Origin of the sequence: Ureibacillus aquaedulcis, assembly GCF_030418165.1 — a bacterium.
Classification (GTDB): domain Bacteria; phylum Bacillota; class Bacilli; order Bacillales_A; family Planococcaceae; genus Ureibacillus; species Ureibacillus aquaedulcis.
Genome location: NZ_JAUHTQ010000006.1, coordinates 17,488 through 37,293, shown reverse-complemented (window position 1 = coordinate 37,293; position 19,806 = coordinate 17,488). Strand labels below are relative to the sequence as shown.

At 36.6% G+C, this 19,806-nt stretch carries 22 protein-coding genes; 16 read left to right on the top strand and 6 right to left on the bottom strand.

The window, feature by feature from the left end; all coding sequences use genetic code 11:
• Positions 1-75 precede the first annotated feature (75 nt).
• Positions 76-1,644: a histidine kinase N-terminal 7TM domain-containing diguanylate cyclase gene (locus QYB95_RS09650; RefSeq protein WP_301138136.1), complete on the top strand. Its 1,569-nt coding sequence runs from the start codon at positions 76-78 to the stop codon at positions 1,642-1,644.
• Between the two features lie 77 nt (positions 1,645-1,721).
• On the opposite strand, the gene QYB95_RS09645 is transcribed toward QYB95_RS09650, so the two are convergent.
• A complete protein-coding gene (locus QYB95_RS09645) occupies positions 1,722-2,549 on the bottom strand; it encodes a squalene/phytoene synthase family protein (protein WP_301138135.1) in 828 nt (275 codons plus the stop codon).
• A gap of 332 nt (positions 2,550-2,881) precedes the next feature.
• On the opposite strand from QYB95_RS09645, the gene QYB95_RS09640 reads away from it, so the two are divergent.
• Positions 2,882-3,949: a 3'-5' exonuclease gene (locus QYB95_RS09640; RefSeq protein ID WP_301138134.1), complete on the top strand. Its 1,068-nt coding sequence runs from the start codon at positions 2,882-2,884 to the stop codon at positions 3,947-3,949.
• 257 nt (positions 3,950-4,206) lie between these two features.
• Complete coding sequence (coaW, locus tag QYB95_RS09635) at positions 4,207-5,052, top strand: type II pantothenate kinase (RefSeq protein WP_301138133.1); 846 nt, start codon at positions 4,207-4,209, stop codon at positions 5,050-5,052.
• 118 nt (positions 5,053-5,170) lie between these two features.
• Here coaW and QYB95_RS09630 read toward each other — a convergent pair whose 3' ends face one another.
• Entirely contained in the window at positions 5,171-5,560 is a 390-nt protein-coding gene (locus tag QYB95_RS09630; RefSeq protein WP_301138132.1) for a reverse transcriptase-like protein, read from the bottom strand.
• A gap of 155 nt (positions 5,561-5,715) precedes the next feature.
• On the opposite strand from QYB95_RS09630, the gene QYB95_RS09625 reads away from it, so the two are divergent.
• Positions 5,716-5,910, top strand: a complete 195-nt coding sequence (locus tag QYB95_RS09625; RefSeq protein WP_301138131.1) for a zinc-finger domain-containing protein — start codon at positions 5,716-5,718, stop codon at positions 5,908-5,910.
• A gap of 147 nt (positions 5,911-6,057) precedes the next feature.
• Here the strand turns inward: QYB95_RS09625 and QYB95_RS09620 are convergent, their stop codons facing one another.
• Positions 6,058-6,279 (bottom strand): acetyltransferase, encoded by a 222-nt coding sequence (locus QYB95_RS09620; RefSeq protein WP_301138130.1) that lies wholly within the window; start codon positions 6,277-6,279, stop codon positions 6,058-6,060.
• Between the two features lie 125 nt (positions 6,280-6,404).
• Here QYB95_RS09620 and QYB95_RS09615 point away from each other — a divergent pair.
• A protein-coding gene (locus QYB95_RS09615; RefSeq protein ID WP_301138129.1) for an IS3 family transposase occupies positions 6,405-7,762 on the top strand; the annotation gives its coding sequence in 2 pieces (ribosomal slippage) (positions 6,405-6,870 and positions 6,870-7,762; 1,359 coding nt in all).
• A 74-nt stretch (positions 7,763-7,836) separates the two neighbouring features.
• Here the strand turns inward: QYB95_RS09615 and QYB95_RS09610 are convergent.
• Entirely contained in the window at positions 7,837-8,823 is a 987-nt protein-coding gene (locus QYB95_RS09610) for an SEC-C metal-binding domain-containing protein (protein ID WP_301138128.1), read from the bottom strand.
• Positions 8,824-9,191: 368 nt separating this feature from the next.
• Here QYB95_RS09610 and QYB95_RS09605 point away from each other — a divergent pair, with 368 nt between their 5' ends.
• From QYB95_RS09605 to QYB95_RS09585, 5 genes are all read left to right on the top strand, one after another.
• Positions 9,192-9,866, top strand: a complete 675-nt coding sequence (locus QYB95_RS09605) for a phosphopantothenoylcysteine decarboxylase domain-containing protein (protein ID WP_301138127.1) — start codon at positions 9,192-9,194, stop codon at positions 9,864-9,866.
• 109 nt (positions 9,867-9,975) lie between these two features.
• Positions 9,976-10,494, top strand: a complete 519-nt coding sequence (locus QYB95_RS09600) for a YbaK/EbsC family protein (protein ID WP_301138126.1) — start codon at positions 9,976-9,978, stop codon at positions 10,492-10,494.
• A 15-nt stretch (positions 10,495-10,509) separates the two neighbouring features.
• On the top strand, positions 10,510-11,262 hold the full coding sequence (locus QYB95_RS09595) for a VOC family protein (protein WP_301138125.1): 753 nt from the start codon (positions 10,510-10,512) through the stop codon (positions 11,260-11,262).
• Positions 11,263-11,425: 163 nt separating this feature from the next.
• Complete coding sequence (locus tag QYB95_RS09590) at positions 11,426-11,794, top strand: YhjD family protein (RefSeq protein ID WP_486684537.1); 369 nt, start codon at positions 11,426-11,428, stop codon at positions 11,792-11,794.
• Positions 11,787-11,936, top strand: a complete 150-nt coding sequence (locus QYB95_RS09585; protein ID WP_301138123.1) for a hypothetical protein — start codon at positions 11,787-11,789, stop codon at positions 11,934-11,936. The genes QYB95_RS09590 and QYB95_RS09585 overlap by 8 nt, the downstream gene beginning before the upstream one ends.
• A 123-nt stretch (positions 11,937-12,059) precedes the next feature.
• Here the strand turns inward: QYB95_RS09585 and QYB95_RS09580 are convergent, their stop codons facing one another.
• Positions 12,060-12,659, bottom strand: coding sequence for a YitT family protein (locus QYB95_RS09580; RefSeq protein ID WP_301138122.1), 600 nt, complete (start codon positions 12,657-12,659; stop codon positions 12,060-12,062).
• A gap of 215 nt (positions 12,660-12,874) precedes the next feature.
• On the opposite strand from QYB95_RS09580, the gene QYB95_RS09575 reads away from it, so the two are divergent.
• The gene (locus QYB95_RS09575; RefSeq protein WP_301138121.1) at positions 12,875-14,038 is read left to right on the top strand and encodes a PstS family phosphate ABC transporter substrate-binding protein; all 1,164 of its coding nucleotides are present in this window, start codon (positions 12,875-12,877) and stop codon (positions 14,036-14,038) included.
• A 173-nt stretch (positions 14,039-14,211) separates the two neighbouring features.
• Here QYB95_RS09575 and QYB95_RS09570 read toward each other — a convergent pair whose 3' ends face one another.
• Positions 14,212-14,412 carry a cold-shock protein gene (locus QYB95_RS09570; protein ID WP_036203795.1) on the bottom strand — a complete coding sequence of 67 codons (201 nt, stop codon included), beginning with the start codon at positions 14,410-14,412 and terminating at the stop codon, positions 14,212-14,214.
• Positions 14,413-14,639: 227 nt separating this feature from the next.
• On the opposite strand from QYB95_RS09570, the gene QYB95_RS09565 reads away from it, so the two are divergent.
• The 5 genes from QYB95_RS09565 to rbsD all read left to right on the top strand — a co-directional run bounded on the left by QYB95_RS09565 (position 14,640) and on the right by rbsD (position 19,791).
• Positions 14,640-16,367: an ABC transporter ATP-binding protein gene (locus tag QYB95_RS09565; RefSeq protein ID WP_301138120.1), complete on the top strand. Its 1,728-nt coding sequence runs from the start codon at positions 14,640-14,642 to the stop codon at positions 16,365-16,367.
• 215 nt (positions 16,368-16,582) lie between these two features.
• Positions 16,583-17,149, top strand: coding sequence for a hypothetical protein (locus tag QYB95_RS09560; protein WP_301138119.1), 567 nt, complete (start codon positions 16,583-16,585; stop codon positions 17,147-17,149).
• A gap of 394 nt (positions 17,150-17,543) precedes the next feature.
• On the top strand, positions 17,544-18,530 hold the full coding sequence (locus QYB95_RS09555; protein WP_301138118.1) for a LacI family DNA-binding transcriptional regulator: 987 nt from the start codon (positions 17,544-17,546) through the stop codon (positions 18,528-18,530).
• The gene (rbsK, locus tag QYB95_RS09550; protein WP_301138117.1) at positions 18,527-19,405 is read left to right on the top strand and encodes a ribokinase; all 879 of its coding nucleotides are present in this window, start codon (positions 18,527-18,529) and stop codon (positions 19,403-19,405) included. Before QYB95_RS09555 ends, rbsK begins: the two co-directional genes overlap by 4 nt.
• The gene (gene rbsD, locus QYB95_RS09545) at positions 19,402-19,791 is read left to right on the top strand and encodes a D-ribose pyranase (RefSeq protein ID WP_301138116.1); all 390 of its coding nucleotides are present in this window, start codon (positions 19,402-19,404) and stop codon (positions 19,789-19,791) included. Before rbsK ends, rbsD begins: the two co-directional genes overlap by 4 nt.
• The last annotated feature ends 15 nt before the right edge of the window (positions 19,792-19,806 follow it).

Sequence of the window (19,806 nt, the reverse complement as noted above, 5' to 3'; positions counted from 1 at the left end):
AAAAAATAACTAGTAATCCAGTGTTAACCAATTATATAATAGTAGAAAATTGATTTAATTTATCTGGAGAAAAAAATGGGTAATGAACTATTGTTTTATAGACTATTAATCATCATTGCAGGTGTTTTAAGTTTAATCTTATCTCTTTTTTCATATCTTAAGCTAAAAAATGCTCCAGGTGCCAAACAGTATATGTTTGTCACATTATTGTCGTCAATATTCGCTTTTTTATATGTCTTTGAACTGTCAGCTACTTCTTTGAAAGAGATTAAATTTTGGTTAGGTATGGAGTATATTGTAATGCCCTTTATACCTGCTTTTACGTTGTTGATGTGTTTGGAGTATATCGGAATAAAACTTAGACAACGGTATTTGTTTTTGTTGTTTGCGCTTCCTCTGATAACGGTCTTTATGCATCACACAAACGAACTACATCATCTTTATTACAAAGAAGTTGGCTTACGGGCAGATGCGCCTTTTCCGATCGTTAGTCTTCAATATGGACCCTTTTTTTATCTACATTCCTTTTATTTATTCTTATGCCTTTCGACCAGTATTATCATTCTGCTTTTGCAGCTGAGAAAATCTATTTTTCGATTTCGGGTGCAGTTGATTACAATGGTTGCCGGATTATTTATCCCGATAGTGGCAAACTCCTTATACTTAAATGATTTAAGTCTTTATGGAATTGATCTAGGTCCGGTCTCCATGAGCATATCGTTTATCTTTCATGGAGTTGCACTTTTTTCTCTTCAGATGTTTAATGTATTGCCTATCGCAAGGGAAAGAGTATTTGATAACATGCTTGAAGGGGTAATTGTTTTAAATCAAAACGGCGCAATTGTTGATTTCAACAAGGCAATCCTGCGAGTAATGCCCGTGTTGGGCACTTTTTCAATTGGTAAAGGGATTGCCATGGTGCTTGCCGGAGATAAAAAACTGCTGGAACTCATTTCACGAGGTGAGGAATGTGAATATGAGTGTTCAGAAGGCGCTCAAGTTGAGCATTATCAAGTTCGTTTCTCGAATGTTGTAAATAAGAAAGGTGCGAAGCTAGGTACTATCGTAACTTTTGCAAATATTACTGAAAGAATAGAGATGCAGCAAAAGCTAAGTGAGCTGGCGAACTATGATGGGTTAACAAAAGTTTGTAACAGAAGATATTTTATGGATCAATCTGTTGAAATGCTGGAATCGATTCTGGATAAAGAAGAAAATGCTTTTATCATTATGTTTGATATCGATCATTTTAAAAGGATTAATGACTCTTACGGACATGAAGCGGGGGATATAGTTCTAAGGCGAGTAGCGAATTTAGCTAAGGCTCGCTTAAGGCCACAAGATTTGATCGGCAGATATGGTGGAGAAGAGTTTATTATCCTGCTGCCTGCAACGGATTTAGAAGTTGCAGTTGACCTGGCTGATGTGATTAGGTCAGCAATCTCGGAAAGTCTTACAGCCATTCATGATCAGTATATTAATGTAACAGCCAGCTTTGGAATTTCACCCATTCAGATTACTCCATATAATCGGGAAGAGGCGTTTAAACAAGCTCTAAGATATGCCGACAAGGCACTTTACGCAGCGAAGAATAATGGTAGAAATAATATTCAAACGCATATAGACCAATTGCAAATTGTCTAATTCATTCACTAAAATTATTAAATTACACAAAAAAAATGGAGATGTCTCATACAGGAATAGACATCTCCATTTTTCTGCTAGTCTGCTTGTATTTCTTCAACCGTTTTTTCGACCTCTTCCCGAGACATCTTTTCTTTACCTTCTTTTAAAGTTTTTAGTGTCTTATGAGCCAAGGCAAGTGGGAGTCGGCAAAATAATAAAATGGACCGTTTATGAATATCTTTCATATAGAGGTCGGCTTTTTCCAGATTTTCTTCCGCATATTGGAACAAGTCATTTCTTGTCCACCCTTCCGGAACAAAACTTACGCCACGTTCCCGTAAATCTTCTTCTTGATTTCGTAAAATATTGACTAATTGGAGGCCTCGACCATAGCCTATTGCCAGTTCTCGATCCGTCTTAACCCCAGCATTCCAATCCCAAAGCTCAGATAACATGACGCCAACTAATCCGGCTACATAGTATGTATATTCATCTAAGTCATCCTTTGTCCGAACCTGGAAGTCATTTTTCGCCCATTTCCCCATACCTTCTGCCATCTCGCTAGTAGCCTCTTTTACAATTTTTTCGGAACCGGCAGGAAGAAGGGAAATCCAATCAGCAAGGCGTAATGTTACTTCAGACAATTGTTCTTCCACGGGTTTGATGATTTCAAGATATTTTTGTTCATTAAAATGATTTTCTTTTAATAGTTTACTTACTTCCATTAAAATATTGTGTTTTAAGTCACTTGTGACATCGGGATGTTCATTATCTTCAATTTCATCGATTGCCCGCATCATTAGATAGGCATTTGCAACGGCAGTTTTCAATTCTTTTTGTAAGAAAGTGATTGGTATATAAAACGTTCGGCTAGTTTCTTTCAATACCCTCATTGCATCTTTAAGGAGTTCTTTGTCAGACATTTTGATTTTTCCTTTCGTTCATAAAATACATCAGTATAATGGTACATTAATTTTAAAGAAATGAACAATAGATAATCTGCTTTTTTGAGTTCGTTTCTTTTTCTTCGGGCAATGTACTTTAACCATGCCAACAACAGAATCACTCTATATTCTATTATTTATGAATGATATAATGTGATTTGTGTCATATATGTGTCATAATTCTGCTGTTTCGTTACAATGAGTTTAAGAGATTGTAAAGTTCTAAAGTAAAAATTTACAATCGGTAAATTCGAAACTTCTTAGATTTTACAAAAAAGCAGGATGAAACCTGCTTGAACAGTTAAGGTGGAATGATGGTGCGCAAATATACTTACATATTTATCGATGTAGAGGCTACATTGATACGTGGTAAACAGAATATTATTGAAATCGGGGCAATCAAGTGGTTGCCGGATGGAACTATTGAAGAATTTTCGCAACTTATTCAACCGTATAAATTTCGAAAATTAAATGCTCATATTCAAAAACTTACAGGGATTTCAACAGAACAATTATTACATGCTCCTTCCATGAAACAGGTAATGCCCGAGTTTATGCAGTGGTGTGAAGGAGATACAATATTAGTAGCCTTTGGGGAATTTGACCGCAAAGTGTTGGAAGATGAATTACTGCGCCATAGGATGGATTCGAGTTTCCTGTATCCTTTCGTGGATTTTCAGCAAAAATATATGATAGAAAACCAGCTGAAGGAGCAGCCGAGTCTTTCAAAATTACTGGAAACATTTAAGATCGAAACGAATATCCAACATCGGGCATTAGCCGATGCGATTAGTTTATATAATATCTTTAAAGAGTCCAATGGGTCAGAGCTAATAGAAAAACAGCAGACAAACGAATTTGGATTATTGTTAAGTGAATTCAGGCAACAAGAAGAGGTATATGATTTATATTTAACCTTCATTGTTGGTAATATTTCCTCCTCAGGATCAGTTGATATGAAGTCGATTAAATCGATCAATGAAAAACTGCTTTGTGAAGTAAAGGAAGAACAGCGTAACGTATCAGAGGGTGTAACCGAGACGGTACAGAGGACAATCATTCACCCCAGCGAAGAGGTAGAAACTTTTTTGAAGGCGATTGTTTCCAATATACAAAATAAAGTATTGATTACTCGAAGTGGCTTAAAACAGCTGTCAAAGATCAATCGATTACATCAAGTTATGTTCCCTAAGGTGGAAACCATTACATTACAACAAATTTTACATTCCGAAGAAGCTGTCAACGAATTTACTTTGAATAGCCTCAGCCTCCCGTTGTACGAAGAGAAGCTCCCTGGCTTGCTCAATAAATATGAAGCAAACATCTTGGAAGAATTCGAAAAAAGAAATCTCTTTACAAAAGAGGAGATTCCCATTTAAAGAAGCAGCTCCGATAGAATTCTTGCCGGAAAAACTTCCCTGTAATCCTATTAGATTGTATTCTAAGATAAAATAATTGCACGATAAATCAAAGAAAGTTAAAGTTTAGTGAGTGAGATAGACAATATACGTTCAAGCGTTCAAGGGTGGAGGATTTCTCCACTCCATGGTTTTGAACCAATGGGACATACACTAACAGTTAAGACTAAACCTCTAGGATATACTGGAAGTTAATGCGCGGTAAAAGGAGAACGGTTATGCAAAATGTAATAGGTATTGATGCAGGGGGAACTTTAACTAAGATCGCTTATACGAATGAGCAAAATGAAATGGATTTCGTAGTATTTCCTTCAAATGATTTTTCGCAAGTGAAAGCTTGGATTGAAGATCATCCGCATATAGAAGAAATCGGATTAACGGGCGGGCGTACAAAACAGCTTTTGGATGTTTTAAAAACGATGAAATCCATACAATATTTAGTTGAATTTGAAGCCACACTTAAAGGTGTAAAGTATTTACTGGGGAAATACGGCCATAAACTTGAAAATGCCATCATTACGAATATAGGTACAGGAACTTCAATTCATCATATGGATGCAGAAAGTCATGTTCGTGTTGGAGGAACAGGTGTCGGTGGAGGAACTTTGACTGGACTTTCGACAATCATGACAGGAATTTCGGACTTCGCTCAAATAACAGCAAATGCAGCGATCGGAAGCCGTGAAGGCATCGACCTATTTGTAAAAGATATCTTTAAGGGTATGGAGCCCCCCATTGAAGGGCATTTAACAGCGAGTAATTTTGGAAACGTTAACATACTGGAAAAGTCGAAACACGAAACGAATGACCTTTTGGCCACAATTCAAGGATTGGTTGGGGAGGTTATTACTACTTTAAGCATTCAATTTGCGCAAGAAAAAAAGTGTGAAAGCATCATCTATATTGGTTCAACATTAACAAATAATGAGCATCTAAAAAAGGTTATTGAGAACTATACGATCTTGAAAAAGCACCACCCTATATTCTTGAAAGACTGCGGATTTACCGGGGCGATTGGAGCCTTATTATATAAAGTGGAACTCTCTAGAACGATCCAATCCTAAAATCAAAAAAGGAATGTCAATATTTTGAGACATTCCTTTTTCCGTCTTATACATTTCGCACTGATTCTGCATAACATATGAAAAATACTTATTTTTCATTTAATATTGAATATAACAGTTACTTTCCTTTTAATATAGCATCTCTTGCAAGTGCATCAGCTGCTTTATTTTGACTATCAGGAATCCATTTTATAAAAAACAGATCCATCGTTTCGATTAATTGTATTGCTTGTTCCAAATAAGGCTTATATTCTTCATTTTTAACATATTGTTTTTCTACTGAAGCAACAACAATTTTTGAATCCGAGCGCACCGAGATAAGGGAAGATCCGATTTTTTTTACTTCTTGTAATGCACGGTTCAAGGCGATAAACTCAGCTATATGGTTATTTGTTTCACCAATGAATTCGCTGATCATGATATGGTGACCTTCACCTTTAATAAAAATTCCAATCCCGCTTGGTCCCGGATTACCGGCACTTGCACCATCAATATAAACTTCCAGCAATAACATCCCTACTTTTTCGAATGAATACTTTCATTTTAACCATATTATATCTTATTAAATAAAAAATAAGTAATACAAAACTCGGTGTAATCATTTTGACAAATGAAAAACGGACATAGTAAAATAGGGGAATGCTCGTGTAAAGGGGGAGTATCGTGAATAAAAATACAGTAATACAAGATATCGATGAATTAACGGACACTTATTGCAACGACTGTCCTATTAAAGGGGATTTACGCAAAAAACGCGGAAAATCAGGGGCACATAGATTTTGCATAGAACAATGTACTGTAGGGGAACAGTTACAGTTTTTAGGGCAAGAATTGTTGAAAATATATGAAAAACGTTAAGGTTTTCCCTGCGCGATTTACCAAAAGATTAATTATTTTTAAAGAACAAATCCCACAAGGATTATAATATATAATGTTTCAGGAAAGATTATTTAATTTGGATATTTGAAAACCGCCTCTTTTTGCTAAGAAGGGCGGTTGTTTTGTTTAATCAAGGTTTTTAGGTTCCGTCAAAAATAATCCTAAAATGCAGCCGCATTCTTGACAATAATATGAAGAGATCGCAGATGATTTTCTTAGGTGAGCATTTAAAGGTGCATTTCGAGTAAAGGATTCTTCAGGATACATACGTAATGGAGCATTTGCAGCACGGATAACCCCTTCTTGAATTTTTGTGCTATTACAGTGAGTACAGTTACTATATAACATCCTATCACTCCCATTAAATTGTAATTGTATAATGCTATAGCCCAGAAAAAGATATCAAAAAATCCTCTCACTGAACTGCACCTCGATTGTTAGACACATCTAACAATCGGAGGTGCAGTTTTTATATGGTTAAATTTACTGCAGAAGACAAAGTACAAGCAGTGAATCGTTACTTAAATGGAAATGAGAGTTCCTATGATATAGCTAAATCTTTAGGAACCAATCATAAGGCAATCCTTAAATGGGTGAAACAGTATGAATACAATGGTGTGGAAGCATTTATAAAGCGATATACAAATTACACACAACAGTTTAAACTAGACGTACTAAATTATATGATTGAACACGGTACGTCCTTTGTTGAAACTGCGGCTATGTTTAATATAGCGGCTCCCTCCACAATTCTTGTTTGGAAAAAGCAATTTGAAACACAAGGATCAGATGCCCTTCAATCAAAGAAAAAGGGGCGTCCATCCATGAAAAAAGATTCAATTAAACAATCAAAACGAGCACCAGAAGAAGGCTCGACAGAAGCACTTCAAGCACGTATTAAGCAACTTGAAATGGAGAACGAGTACTTAAAAAAGTTGGATGCCTTAGTTCAAAACAAGGAAAAATCACCAAGCATGACAAAGCGCAAGTAGTCTTTGAGTTAAGGCATAAATATCCGGTGAAGGCACTTGTGAAGTTTGCCGGACTGGTACGGAGTACATATTACGATTTAGTAAAAAAGATGAGTCGTCCAGATCAAGATGCCGATTTAAAAGCTGAAATCAAGGCAATTTACGAGGAACATGAAGGCCGTTATGGTTACCGCCGTATTCGTGATGAGCTAGTGAATCGTGGACAAAAAGTGAATCATAAGAAGGTTCAACGCATTATGAAAGAACTAGGTTTGAAGTGTATTGTACGTATGAAAAAATATAAGTCTTATAAAGGGACTGTTGGAAAAATCGCACCCAATATTTTAGATCGTAATTTTACTGCAGATGCCCCAAATCAGAAATGGGTAACGGATATTACGGAGTTTAAATTATTTGGCGAGAAGCTTTATTTATCACCTGTTTTAGATTTATTTAATGGAGAAATTATTACCTATACAATTGGCTCTAGACCAACGTATTCGCTTGTTTCAGAGATGTTGGAAAAGGCTTTGGAACGTCTACCAGAAGAGCATCAACTATTGATGCATTCAGATCAGGGATGGCACTATCAAATGAAGCGATATCGTCAAGCGCTAGAATTTAAAGAGATTGTACAAAGTATGTCTCGTAAAGGAAACTGTTACGACAATTCTGTCATGGAGAATTTCTTCGGGATTATGAAGTCTGAGTTTCTCTACATAAAAGAGTTTGAAAGTGTGGAGCATTTTAAAATTGAATTAGAAAAGTACATAACTTATTACAACACAAAACGGATTAAGGCAAAATTAAAAGGCATGAGCCCGATACAATATCGAACTCATGCCCTAACCGCTGCCTAATGAAATAACCGTGTCTAACTTTTAGGGGTCACTTCACACAGTTCAATGTTTGAGAGGATTTTTTTGTTTGGTCATCAAGCTAGAACTGCATCATAATCTAACAATTCTTGATAATATTTGTTTAAGGAAGAAGAGGAAACACCAAAGTTTTCAGCGATTTCCTTTACTGTGAAAGTTGTTCCGTTCAAAAGATTTCTTTCTTGAGCAAAACGGATTGCACCTGCAGCAATAGCCGCTGGTTTTCTTGCTTTAGGTTTTTTCTCGACTAAGTAATCCTCTAGTGAAACGAGTAATTGGGGAGCCTCAATGTTCTTTTCTTCAAGGAATTGCTTGGCTTGATCCACAACCTCGATTTCAAAGGATGTATATTCTTCACCACTATAACCTGAATCTACTAGTCCAATCCAGAAATTCAAATGGTTGTCTTTCAGGAATTGTTCAACAGAGTTGTTTGAACGATCAAATTGACTAGCAAAATTGTCGAATGCTTGTTTATAGTTTGTTGGGAAGAAAATCAATGTAGAAACTGCTAAAAATTGATTATCTGCTTTAGAGCCATCAGGAAGCAAGAAAGAAAAAACTTGCATCCCTTCAGGAATCACTCGATTTGATTCGCGACGTATAAATAGTTCTTCCTTTGTCAAGGCATGAACGGCTTTGAAATAATTTTCCTCGATCGCAACGACTTCACCGATAAACAAGGAAGGTTGGTTCCAGCCATTTAAAAGCTCGACCATTTTCGGACGAATCATTTTTTTCATTGTTCGTTTTAAATAGTTTGCCCAAATATCTGCACGTTTATGGAAGAAAAAGTCGTCTAGAGCTACAGCTTCAATCAATTCACGCTGTAAATGGGAGTCCAGCTTTGGCGACCATTCATTTACTATATCAATATAATCCTTAATATCCTTTTTCTCAGGATATACATTATAAAATGTTTGAAGAACGTGTTCGATTTCATCTAAAAAAACTTGTTCAGTTGTAACTTGCTGTTTTCCCTCACAACACTTTTTGTATTTTTTTCCACTGCCACATAGGCATGGGTCATTGCGTCCTATCATGAACAACACTTCCTTTTCAATAATTCTAGTTGAATGTTTTGTAGAATAAGCACAATTCGATATTACTATCCAATTATAATAATAGCGACTTTATAATCCAATGAAAAATAATAGTTTATTTGAAACTATTAGAAATATCGGACATATAGTTATTTATATGTTTTGCAAATTAGAAATAGAATTAAAAACTAGAGTTTAATAGATTTATTTTTTGTTCTATCGCCATCTAACTGGCCATACTAATTAAAAATCCAGGGTTTGATAGATGTATTAGACTTTATTTTTTTACTTTAATAATAACTTTGTTGGAAATTCTTAATATATAATGGTGATAATGAAAATATTAATTTAAAAATAGGTGATTTTAAATGCAAACTTTACGTGGCAAAAAAGTGTTAATTACAAGTGGCGGTACATTGGAGAAATGGGATAATGTGCGGGGCCATACGAATTTGTCTAAAGGAGCAATGGGGTGCTTTCTTGCAGAAGCTGCCTTGACGGCCGGTGCAGAGGTAATCTATTTACATGGTTATTTCGCCAAGCTTCCGGATAATGCATCAAAAATGCGGTTGATGACGTTCGAGGGAATAGAAGATCTAGGTGCAAAAATACAGTCAATCGTTCAAAACGAATTTGTTGATTTTGTTATCATGGCGGCGGCAGGTTCTGATTGGATCATTGATAAAGTTTATGACCAATCAGGTAATCTGCTGGAGGAACAAGGTAAAATGCCATCAGATGAGCCGCCAATCATTCATTTTAAAAAAGCTCCAAAAGTATTGGGTCAGATTAAAGGATGGTCCCCAGATACCACTTTGATTGGTTTTAAATTAGAAGCAACGGATGATGTGGATTACTTGATCAGCCGAGCACAACTACGCATGGATTCTTCAAAAGCCGGGTTTATGGTAGCCAATAGCTCTAAATCTCTTTATGGAATGGACGAGCCGCATTTCATAATTGCTCAAAGTGGAGAAGTAGTGAGGATAGATGGAAAAGAAAAAACAGCTAAAAAACTAGTTGAAATTCTGGCAAACAGATAATGTTGAAGAGACTGGATTCTTCTGGTCTTTTTTTGAAGTTCCATGCTTATTGTTTTCCGAATATTCCATGTATAATGTAATTTAAATGAATTGGAAAGGGTGGTAATGCATGTCGTTGCAAAGTGTTAAAGAACATCTGGGGAAATTTAAACGGGAACAAGATATATTGGAATTGAATCAAAGCAGCGCCACTGTTGAACAAGCTGCAAATGCTCTAAATGTAACTCCTGCAAAAATCGCGAAAACTTTATCTTTTAAAGATAAGGAAGGGAACTCATTTTTGATTGTAACCGCAGGTGATGCAAAAATAGATAATAAAAAATTCCGCGATCGATTTGATATAAAAGCGAAGATGTTGAGTGCACAGGAAGTAGTAGATCAAACAGGGCATGTCATCGGAGGGGTTTGCCCATTTGGTTTAGCAAATAACTTGAAAGTATATCTGGACATTTCAATGAAGCGCTTCAATACCGTTTTCCCGGCATGTGGAAGCATTAATTCTGCTATTGAAGTAACATGCGATGAGCTCGAACAATATTCAGGTTCGGTTGATTGGGTGGATGTCAGCAAAGATTGGAATACCGAGTTAATGGAAGAAAAAATGGAACCCAGCATAATAGATTATTGAAAAGGAGGTAACGCTTTGTATTTACTAGATCATCTAGTCCATTTCGTTGAAAAACCTGAAAAGTTGGTTGAAACAACTAGAGAACATGGAATACATACTGTTAATGGCGGGAAGCATGAAATGTGGGGAACCTATAATTCCTTATGTTATTTCGAGTTATCTTATATTGAATTTATCGGCATTTTTGATGAAGCTTTATTTGAAAAATCAGCACTGGAACCTTTCACATTACACGAAACATACAAAAAAAAGAACTTTCAAAATGGGGTAGTTCGAATTGCTTTAAGAACGGAGAATATCGAGAAGGCAGCTGAAAATCTTCGTTTATTAAGCTATGAGGTCCATGGCCCCGAAAAATTTTCAAGAACACGGCCGGATGGTACCATACTGAAGTGGAAGCTTCTTCACTTTGGAAAGACGGGTCAAAGTCTAGATTTTCCATTCGTTATCCAATGGGATGGTGATGATGATCAGCGTTTTCAAGAGCTTGTTGAGTCGGGAGTGATTAAGCCGCATCCAATAGGTGATCTTCAAATTAAGGAGATCGAAATTGAAGTAGGGGACCTCTCGATTGCTGCAGAGTGGGGAAAAGTTTTCGGTCTTGAAGTAGAAGGTACTGACAGTATACGAACGATAAAAATAGCGAATTGTGAATTGAAATTTAAAGCAGTTGATGGTAATAACAAAATATCGCAAATAACAATCTCTGGTGCACAGGAAGAAAAGGAATTAATTATAGAAGGGACGAGTTATCTCTTTAAAGATTAAGGAATATCACTAGTCACCTGATTTATAAGAACATGTTTGGATTATTATAGGGACATGTTCTTTTTTCTTTGTTGTTTTTTGAATCTAATACTTGTAATAGGGAACAAACGTTCTTATAATTGGATTAAGATCAAAAAGAAGTTGGGGAAAGTGAGTGAGCTGCATGGTTCTGCCAAAGGATATAAAATCAAGCATCCATTTATATGTCATTATTGAGTTGGCGATTAGGTCGGTAAAACACGATCAAAAATTATTTGAGTCATTTAAGGTGAAACGGCCTTATCTAGCGTTCTGTACCCAGCAATTAGAAACGTTGAATGAGGAATTCAACAGGGTTTCAAAATTTCTCTATAAACAGGGAATTACCTATGAAAAGTATGAGTGTTTTAATCATAGCGAATGTATCTATAGCTTTAATTACCGGGGTAAAATTATACCCTTTCAATACCATGGGGAAGTACTAAAAGAGCAAGTAGAACGAAAATATGATTTAATCTTAAAGCAATATAAAGGGGAAGCATATCATGAATAAGCATCAAAAAACCTGCTGCCTTTCTGAGGCAGAACGTAAACTATTGAAGGCTGAAATTATTCCGATTATAGAAAAGAAAACGCTGGAAGAAATCAAACTTGCTTTGCAGCTGATAGGGATCAAAGAAACAAAGCGATTTTAGAAGGCGCAGACTGTATTAAACCACAATTTTAGCTAAGGGAACGAGCCGGATAATTTTCGTGTATAAGCGTTTAATCCAGTCTCGGACAAGTGCCTACCAAATTACTGATTTGTATTCATCATTCTATGTCCTGACAATATCCACCACAATTGTGGCGATAAAGTATGTAATAATTGAAACGATGGCACCCATTAGCCCGAACATCAGAAAAGCTAAAATGAATATAAAGATATTTATTATAAAAATGGATTCCCCTACAGAGTAGGAAGTTTTACGAGAAATAAGGATCGCCAGTACGTCCGTCCCATCCAATGCTCCTCCATTTCGAAGTACGATTCCAATACCCAATCCCAATAAAATGGCACCGATGAAGACCAATAAAATGGAACTTCCAAAAAGAAAAGGCGGAAATACTTCTAAAAAACCAGTTGAAAGTGTTAACGCTATGATCCCCAACATCGTAGAAAAAGCAAATCGTTTGCCTAAATGGATATAGCCTAATAAAACAAAAGGGATATTCAATAACAACAGGAGCGAGCTTAAAGATAATCCCAGGATCTCAGAAAGCATCATGGATATACCTGTAATACCCCCATCTATCAATCCATTCGGAATCAGTATCACTTCCAAACTAATAGCTGCCGTAAAAGCACCTACTATAATCCATGGAATCTTTGAGAAAAAGTCAATAATATATAGTTTATAGGGCGGTTTTGGTTGCAAAAAACTTCTCCTTATATGTAAAGTTGTAGGACCATGAAACGGTAGCAAAACACCTATCCCATAATTATGAGTTTAACAGCAAGAAGATACGTACCCTATCAAAAAATTTTATAGGAAGCCTTGTTTCAATATTAATAGAATCTTTACAATAGATTGTACGTGTAAAAAGGACTTCTCCTCGACTAAATCGAAATTTAAAGTAGGAGGTTTTTAGTTTGAAAAATGAATCAGTTTTCGAGCGAGTATTTCAGATTATTTTCATCTTTCTTTGTTTAGCATTTGTCGCAGGAATTGCTATCCTATACACTCTTTTAATAGGGAAAGTTCATTATATAGGGTTAATAGTTGTTATTGGACTTTTACTGCTTATATTATTTGCTTTTATGAAATTTCAGCTTTTAAAAAATAAAAAAGGAAAGGCGATCTTTTTTGCGATTGCTTTTCTCGCATTAGGGTTGGCATGTATTCAACCTGTATATGAAGGGTATAAAAGTCGATTGGCGACCGTAGATTCTGAAGTGGATATTACTGAATATGCGCCATTCCTGAATAATTCAAAAGTTGCCCATTTAAGCGAACCATCTTCATTAGCCATAAAGGAAAGCCTGCCTAAAATCGATGGGGCAACCGCATTATATCCTTTATATTCTGCAATTGTACAAGCTACTTATCCTAAAAAAGAATATGATATACATAATAGTGAAGTGATTGTGACAACTACACCGAGTGCTTACACGAACTTATTCGAAGGAAAAGTCGACATGATTTTTGCAGCAGCACCATCAAAATCGCAATTAAACCGTGCTAAGCTGCTTGGACTAGATTTAAACCTTAACCCAATCGGAAAAGAAGCCTTTGTATTTTTTGTGAATCAAAAGAATAAGATAGATGGGTTATCCAGTGAGCAGTTGAAAGGGATTTATTCCGGGGAAGTCACTGATTGGGAAGAGGTTGGAGGAGAAAAGGATGCGATTCGTGCTTTCCAACGCCCTGAAGATAGCGGTTCACAATCTGCATTACAGTCCTTTATGGGAGAAAAGCCAATAATGGAAGCACCGACAGAAGATATTGCTTCAGGAATGGGTGGCATAATAAGCGAAGTGGCACAATATAAAAATTTCAAAAATGCAATTGGTTATACTTTTCGCTTTTATTCAACCGAAATGGTCCGAAATAACAAAATAAAATTACTTGAAATCGACGGAGTAGCCCCTACAAAAGACAATATCCGGAATAATCGGTATCCTATCACAACGGATTTCTATATTGTGACAGCCGGCACTGATAATCCCAACGTACAGAAGCTGATTGACTGGATTCTTTCGCCACAAGGACAAGGGCTAGTTGAAGAGGCAGGTTATGTTCCAGTTAAAGAGTAAGCATTCTCTTCAAGAAGCTGAAAAGTTGCTTTCTTTAATTTGCGGCGTTATCTAAGTGTCCATAAAAAATGAGGTATCGGTTTACGATACCTCAATTCAATCGATAATATGATATAGTAAATATTTAAACAATAAAAAAACCAGTCTTACTTATTTGATTGACTGGTACTAACTTATAGTTTTACAACATTTGAAGCCTGGGGACCGCGATTGCCTTCGACAATATCAAATGATACGGGTTGTCCTTCATCCAACGTCCGAAAGCCTTCTTCTTGTATGCCAGTGAAGTGAACGAAAACGTCTTCACCATCATTGCATTCAATGAAACCATAGCCCTTTTCATTATTGAACCATTTCACTTTTCCTTGGTGCATAGAGGCGATCTCCTCCTATTTCGTTAGTATGGCATTTATTAATATGGAGCTATTACGACTTAAAATATACATGATTGTGTTAATAGTGTCAACATTTTGACATTTTACCAACAAAACTTGGCCTATTTCGAATGTTAACTCCTTAGCTCAACCAATTGCCTCCCGAGAAAACTTATAGACAGGATTATTTGAAAGTTAATAAATTTATAAATTAGGAGTTTTAAAAAATGGATAATCAAAAAAATAGCCTAAAACCCTTTTTGTCACTAGTATTCTCTATCGGAATCCCTAAAGCAGCCCTTACTTTTGGGTTAATCTTCAGCTTGATTACCACCATTGTCGGGCTTACAATCCCGATGCTGACAAGGGAATTTGTGGACGGGTTTTCTCTTTCAAAGATCAGTACAACTTTAATCATTCTCATTGTCGCGGTCTTTATTCTACAAGCAGTGATTGATGGCGTTTCTACATATTTACTTGCCTATGTTGGCCAAAAAGTAGTGGCCAATATGCGGGAAAAAATGTGGCTAAAAATGATTCGGTTGCCTGTATCGTATTTTGATTCACAGCAGAGTGGAGAATCGGTCAGTCGGATTGTCAATGATACCGGGATTGTTAAAGACTTAATCTCGCAGCATTTCCCGAATTTTATTTCAGGTCTTATTTCAATTATTGGGGCAGTGATTATCTTATTTATAATGGACTGGAAAATGACTTTAATCATGTTGATCTCTGTGCCAATAACCGTAGTGATCATGGTTCCACTGGGAACCAGGATGGCCAAAATTTCAAAAGGATTACAGGATGAAACAGCCGTTTTTTCAGGAAGTATTCAACAAACAATCAGTGAAATCCGCCTAATGAAATCTTCTAATGCTGAAAACTTGGAAGAGCAAAAAGGGAAAAAGGGAATTAATTCACTTTTGAGATTTGGGTTGAAGGAAGCTAAGATTTTCGCTTTAATCGGGCCCTTTATGTATACGGTCGTCATGTTTGTGATTGTCATGATTATTGGTTATGGAGGGATACGTGTTGCAGAAGGAACGATGTCAACAGGGTCACTTGTTGCATTTCTATTATATCTCTTCCAAATTATCTTCCCGATCACTTCCTTTGCCATGTTCTTTACAGAGCTTCAAAAAGCAAAGGGAGCAACAGAACGAATTATTGATATCCTGGAAATGACGCGTGAAGAAGGTCAGGAAGGAATTGTAATGGATATCAAAAACGAGCCTATTAAGGTGAAAAATGTATCATATGCCTATAATGAGGATGAACCTGTTATTCATGATGTCTCTTTTGAAGCTAATCCAGGAGAAATGATTGCATTTGCGGGACCAAGTGGCGGGGGTAAAACTACCTTGTTTGCAATTTTGGAACGCTATTATCTTCCGACATCCGGCGAAATTATGGTCGGTGAAACCCCTATCAATGATATTTCATTATCTTCCTGGAGAAGCCAAATTGGCTATGTTTCACAAGAAAGTGCCATGATGGCTGGTACAATCCGGGATAACCTTTGTTATGGGTTAAGTGAAGAGGCTTCGGATGAACAACTATGGGAAGTGGCAAAAATGGCTTATGCGGAGGAATTTATTCGTTCCTTTGCAAATGGACTTGATACTGAAGTTGGTGAGCGTGGCGTCAAATTGTCTGGCGGTCAAAGGCAGAGAATTGCAATAGCACGTGCGTTTTTGCGGGACCCTAAAATACTGCTAATGGATGAAGCAACAGCAAGTTTGGACAGTCAATCTGAAAGTGTGGTGCAGCAAGCGCTATCCAGATTAATGAAAGGACGCACAACTTTCGTTATTGCTCATCGACTTTCAACGATTGTTGATGCGGATAAAATCATCTTTATTGAAAAAGGTCGCATCACCGGAATTGGAACCCACGCACAATTAACAGATTCCCATGACTTATACAGAAAATATGCTGAACAGCAATTAACTTGATAGTTGAATTCATATGGCTCAAAAGGATGCTAATTAACTTTTGAGTCATTTTTTCTTGGATTTTATTGTATGAATAATTAATCCGATTGAAGTTGTTTATTTCAAAATCCACAACTTTCGTTGTTAACATTATCCTCAAAATTCAATGGAAAAACCAATTGCATTGTAACTTTATTTCCATTTTTGTGTCCAATACTTAAAGGGGGGGATACACCGTGAGAATAAAACTGCTTCTTGTTTTTCTATTCATTTTTCCATTTCTAGTTAACTTTTCATCCACTTCCAGCCTTGCATGTTCCTGTATTGAGCCAGGTGGGGCAGTTGAGGAAATGGATAACAGTGATTTTGTGTTCACGGGTAAGGTAACCGCTATTCATGATCCAAACAAAAACGCTTTCATCAAGTCATCGGCAGACTTACTGGAAATAAAATTTGAAGTTTCAGATACATGGAAGGGTGTAGAAGCATCCGAGGTTCTTATATACACTGAACGTGACTCGGCAAGTTGTGGGTTCAAATTTACACTGGACGGTGAATATTTAGTCTACGGAAATGAACATGATGGAAAGAAATCTGTCAATCTTTGCTCAAATACCGCTTTATTAGTAGAAGTTGCGGATGATTTAGCAGCGTTAGGAAAGGGTCAAAAGCCGTCGGAGGTTGTCGAACTAGCGGAAGGTCAACAAAATTCGATGGACATTCTCATTACTATATTTGCCGGTGTTGCATTATTAATTATAGTTGCAAGTGCTATGTTCGTTAAAAAATTCAATAGAAGATAAATAGAAAAAGGTAGCTCTTAAAATATGAGCTACCTTTTACTTCTGACAGTGGTTTATAGAATAGTATCTCTGATTCCTTCAGGGTGTTCAGATACAAAGATAATGGCAAAAGGAATTTGTGAAATTATGTTGAAAATTTAATTTAAGTATAGCTTAATTGATTAAAATGTGACATACTATAAAAAGTTTAATTGATGTTACTCTAATAAACTCTAAGAGAACCAATTTTCATAGACTTATGAAAAGTTCACAACACCTTATTAAAGGTACATTCATATAAAAGGGCTTATACCATAAATAATGTGGAACCGATTACATACTTGGTTTTTTATTTTTTGTCCAATATGTAACCGATACCACATTCACACTTATACAGTTTGAAAGTGAGAATACGATGGCTACAATTAGTGACGTTGCAAGGTTAGCTGAAGTATCTGTTGCTACAGTTTCCAGATATTTAAATGAAAGCGGGTATGTAGGGGCGAAATCACGGGAGTCAATCCAATCCGCCATAAAAGAATTAAATTATGTGCCTAGTGAAGTGGCTCGTTCACTTTCAACAAAACAGTCGGATATTATAGGATTGATCATTCCGGACATTAAGAACCCATTCTTTCCCGAGTTGGCTAGAGCGGTGGAAGATACCGCCTTTGAATATGGTTATACTGTTATTCTTTGCAATTCAGATGAAAATGCAAATAAAGAAAAACACTATCTAGAAAAACTCACAAAAAAATATGTGGCAGGAATTATTTTAACCTCGATTATTGAACAAGAAAATCATTGGCAAAAGGTAAAATTGCCAATCGTCGCCTTAGATAGGCCAATAAATTCAAATGTTCCTACTGTCACAACAAACAATGAAAAAGGTGCAAAGATTGCAACCGATTATCTAATTGCCTGTGGAGCAACAAACCTTTTGTGCATTAGTGGGCCTGATACCTTTACTTCATCGCAAACACGGGTCGATGGTTTTAATCTGGCTGCTACCCATAAAAATATAAACACATATATTATTGAAAGTCCCTATGATTTTGAGATAGCAGAAAAAATTCTTTATGACTATTTAAAGAATAATCCTGCTATTGATGGCATATTTGCTTGCAGTGATGCTTCGGCTATAGGGGCCTTAAAGGCAGCGCATCGATTAGGTATTTGCATTCCAGAGGACCTGCAAATCGTGGGATTTGATGGGATACAAGTTGGCAATGTTGTCACACCAAGTTTGACGACAGTTGCCCAGAATATCTATCAATTGGGGCAAACGGCAGCAAAGTTGCTCATCAAGCAAATTGAAGGCCACAAATTAACGCAAGAGTCTGTTTGTATTGATCCGGAGCTCATTATCAGAGAAACAACAAGAAAGGAAAGATTCAAATGATTACTGTAATTGGCAGTATTAATATGGATATCGCGATTCAGACAGATATTTTCCCAAAACAAGGGGAAACGGTGCTTGGCAACTTATTTACAACAATTCCAGGAGGAAAAGGAGCAAATCAAGCTGTTGCAGCAGCAAGACTTGGCAGCCAGGTGCAAATGGTTGGTGCTGTAGGACAGGATGCTTTTGGAAATGAATTATATGCTAATTTAACAAATGAGAATATCCTGGTAGGTGGAGTCGCGAAGTCAAGCAACTCTACAGGGATTGCCAATATTCTTTTAAATGATAATGACAATCGAATTATCGTTGTACCTGGTGCGAATTTTGATGTAGACCAGCGCATGATTGATCAAAATATGGAACAAATCCAAAAAAGTTCGCTAGTCATGTTGCAACTTGAAATTCCAGCAGAAACAATCGATTATATTCTTGAAGTTTGCGAGAAATATTCGATTCCTGTTTTATTGAACCCGGCTCCAGCTGCAAACTATAAACCTGAATGGATTGAAAAAGTGACATACTTAACACCAAACGAAACAGAGTGTGAAGTAATCTTTGGGACTGATTACGAAACAGTTTTAAAACAGTATCCAAATAAAATTATCGTAACGCTGGGCGGTGATGGAGCCGCTTACCATGATGGCATTGAAATCGTCAAGGTTGCGGGATTTGCAACTAAGGCAATCGATACTACTGGTGCCGGCGATACTTTTAATGGTGCCTTTGCCCATGCCATCACGTCAGGGAAATCTATTGAAGATGCTGTTCAATTTGCTAATATCGCCGCATCACTTTCAGTTGAGAAATTTGGTGCACAAGGCGGCATGCCTCAAATCGACAAAGTGATGGAACGTTTGGAGGGCATGAAATGAAGAAACATGGAATCTTGAATCGGGAATTAGCAGGACGTTTTGCCAAATTAGGTCATACTGATCGAATCGTCATTGCAGATTGTGGTCTACCGATACCGGATGGCGTTCCTTGTATTGATCTAGCATACAAACTTGGAGAACCATCATTTCTTTCAATCCTGGAAGTAGTTTTGGAAGATTTGGTTGTAGAAGCTGCAGTTGCAGCAGAAGAAGTAAAAACAAAGAATGAGAGTATTGCTGGAAAACTAAAAGACAATTTATCAAATATCTCATATGTATCACATGAGGAATTTAAAGAACTTACAAAACAAGCAAAGTTGATTATTCGGACTGGTGAAACAACACCATATGCGAACGTTATATTGCAATCTGGTGTGATTTTTTAGAATTTATAAAAGTAG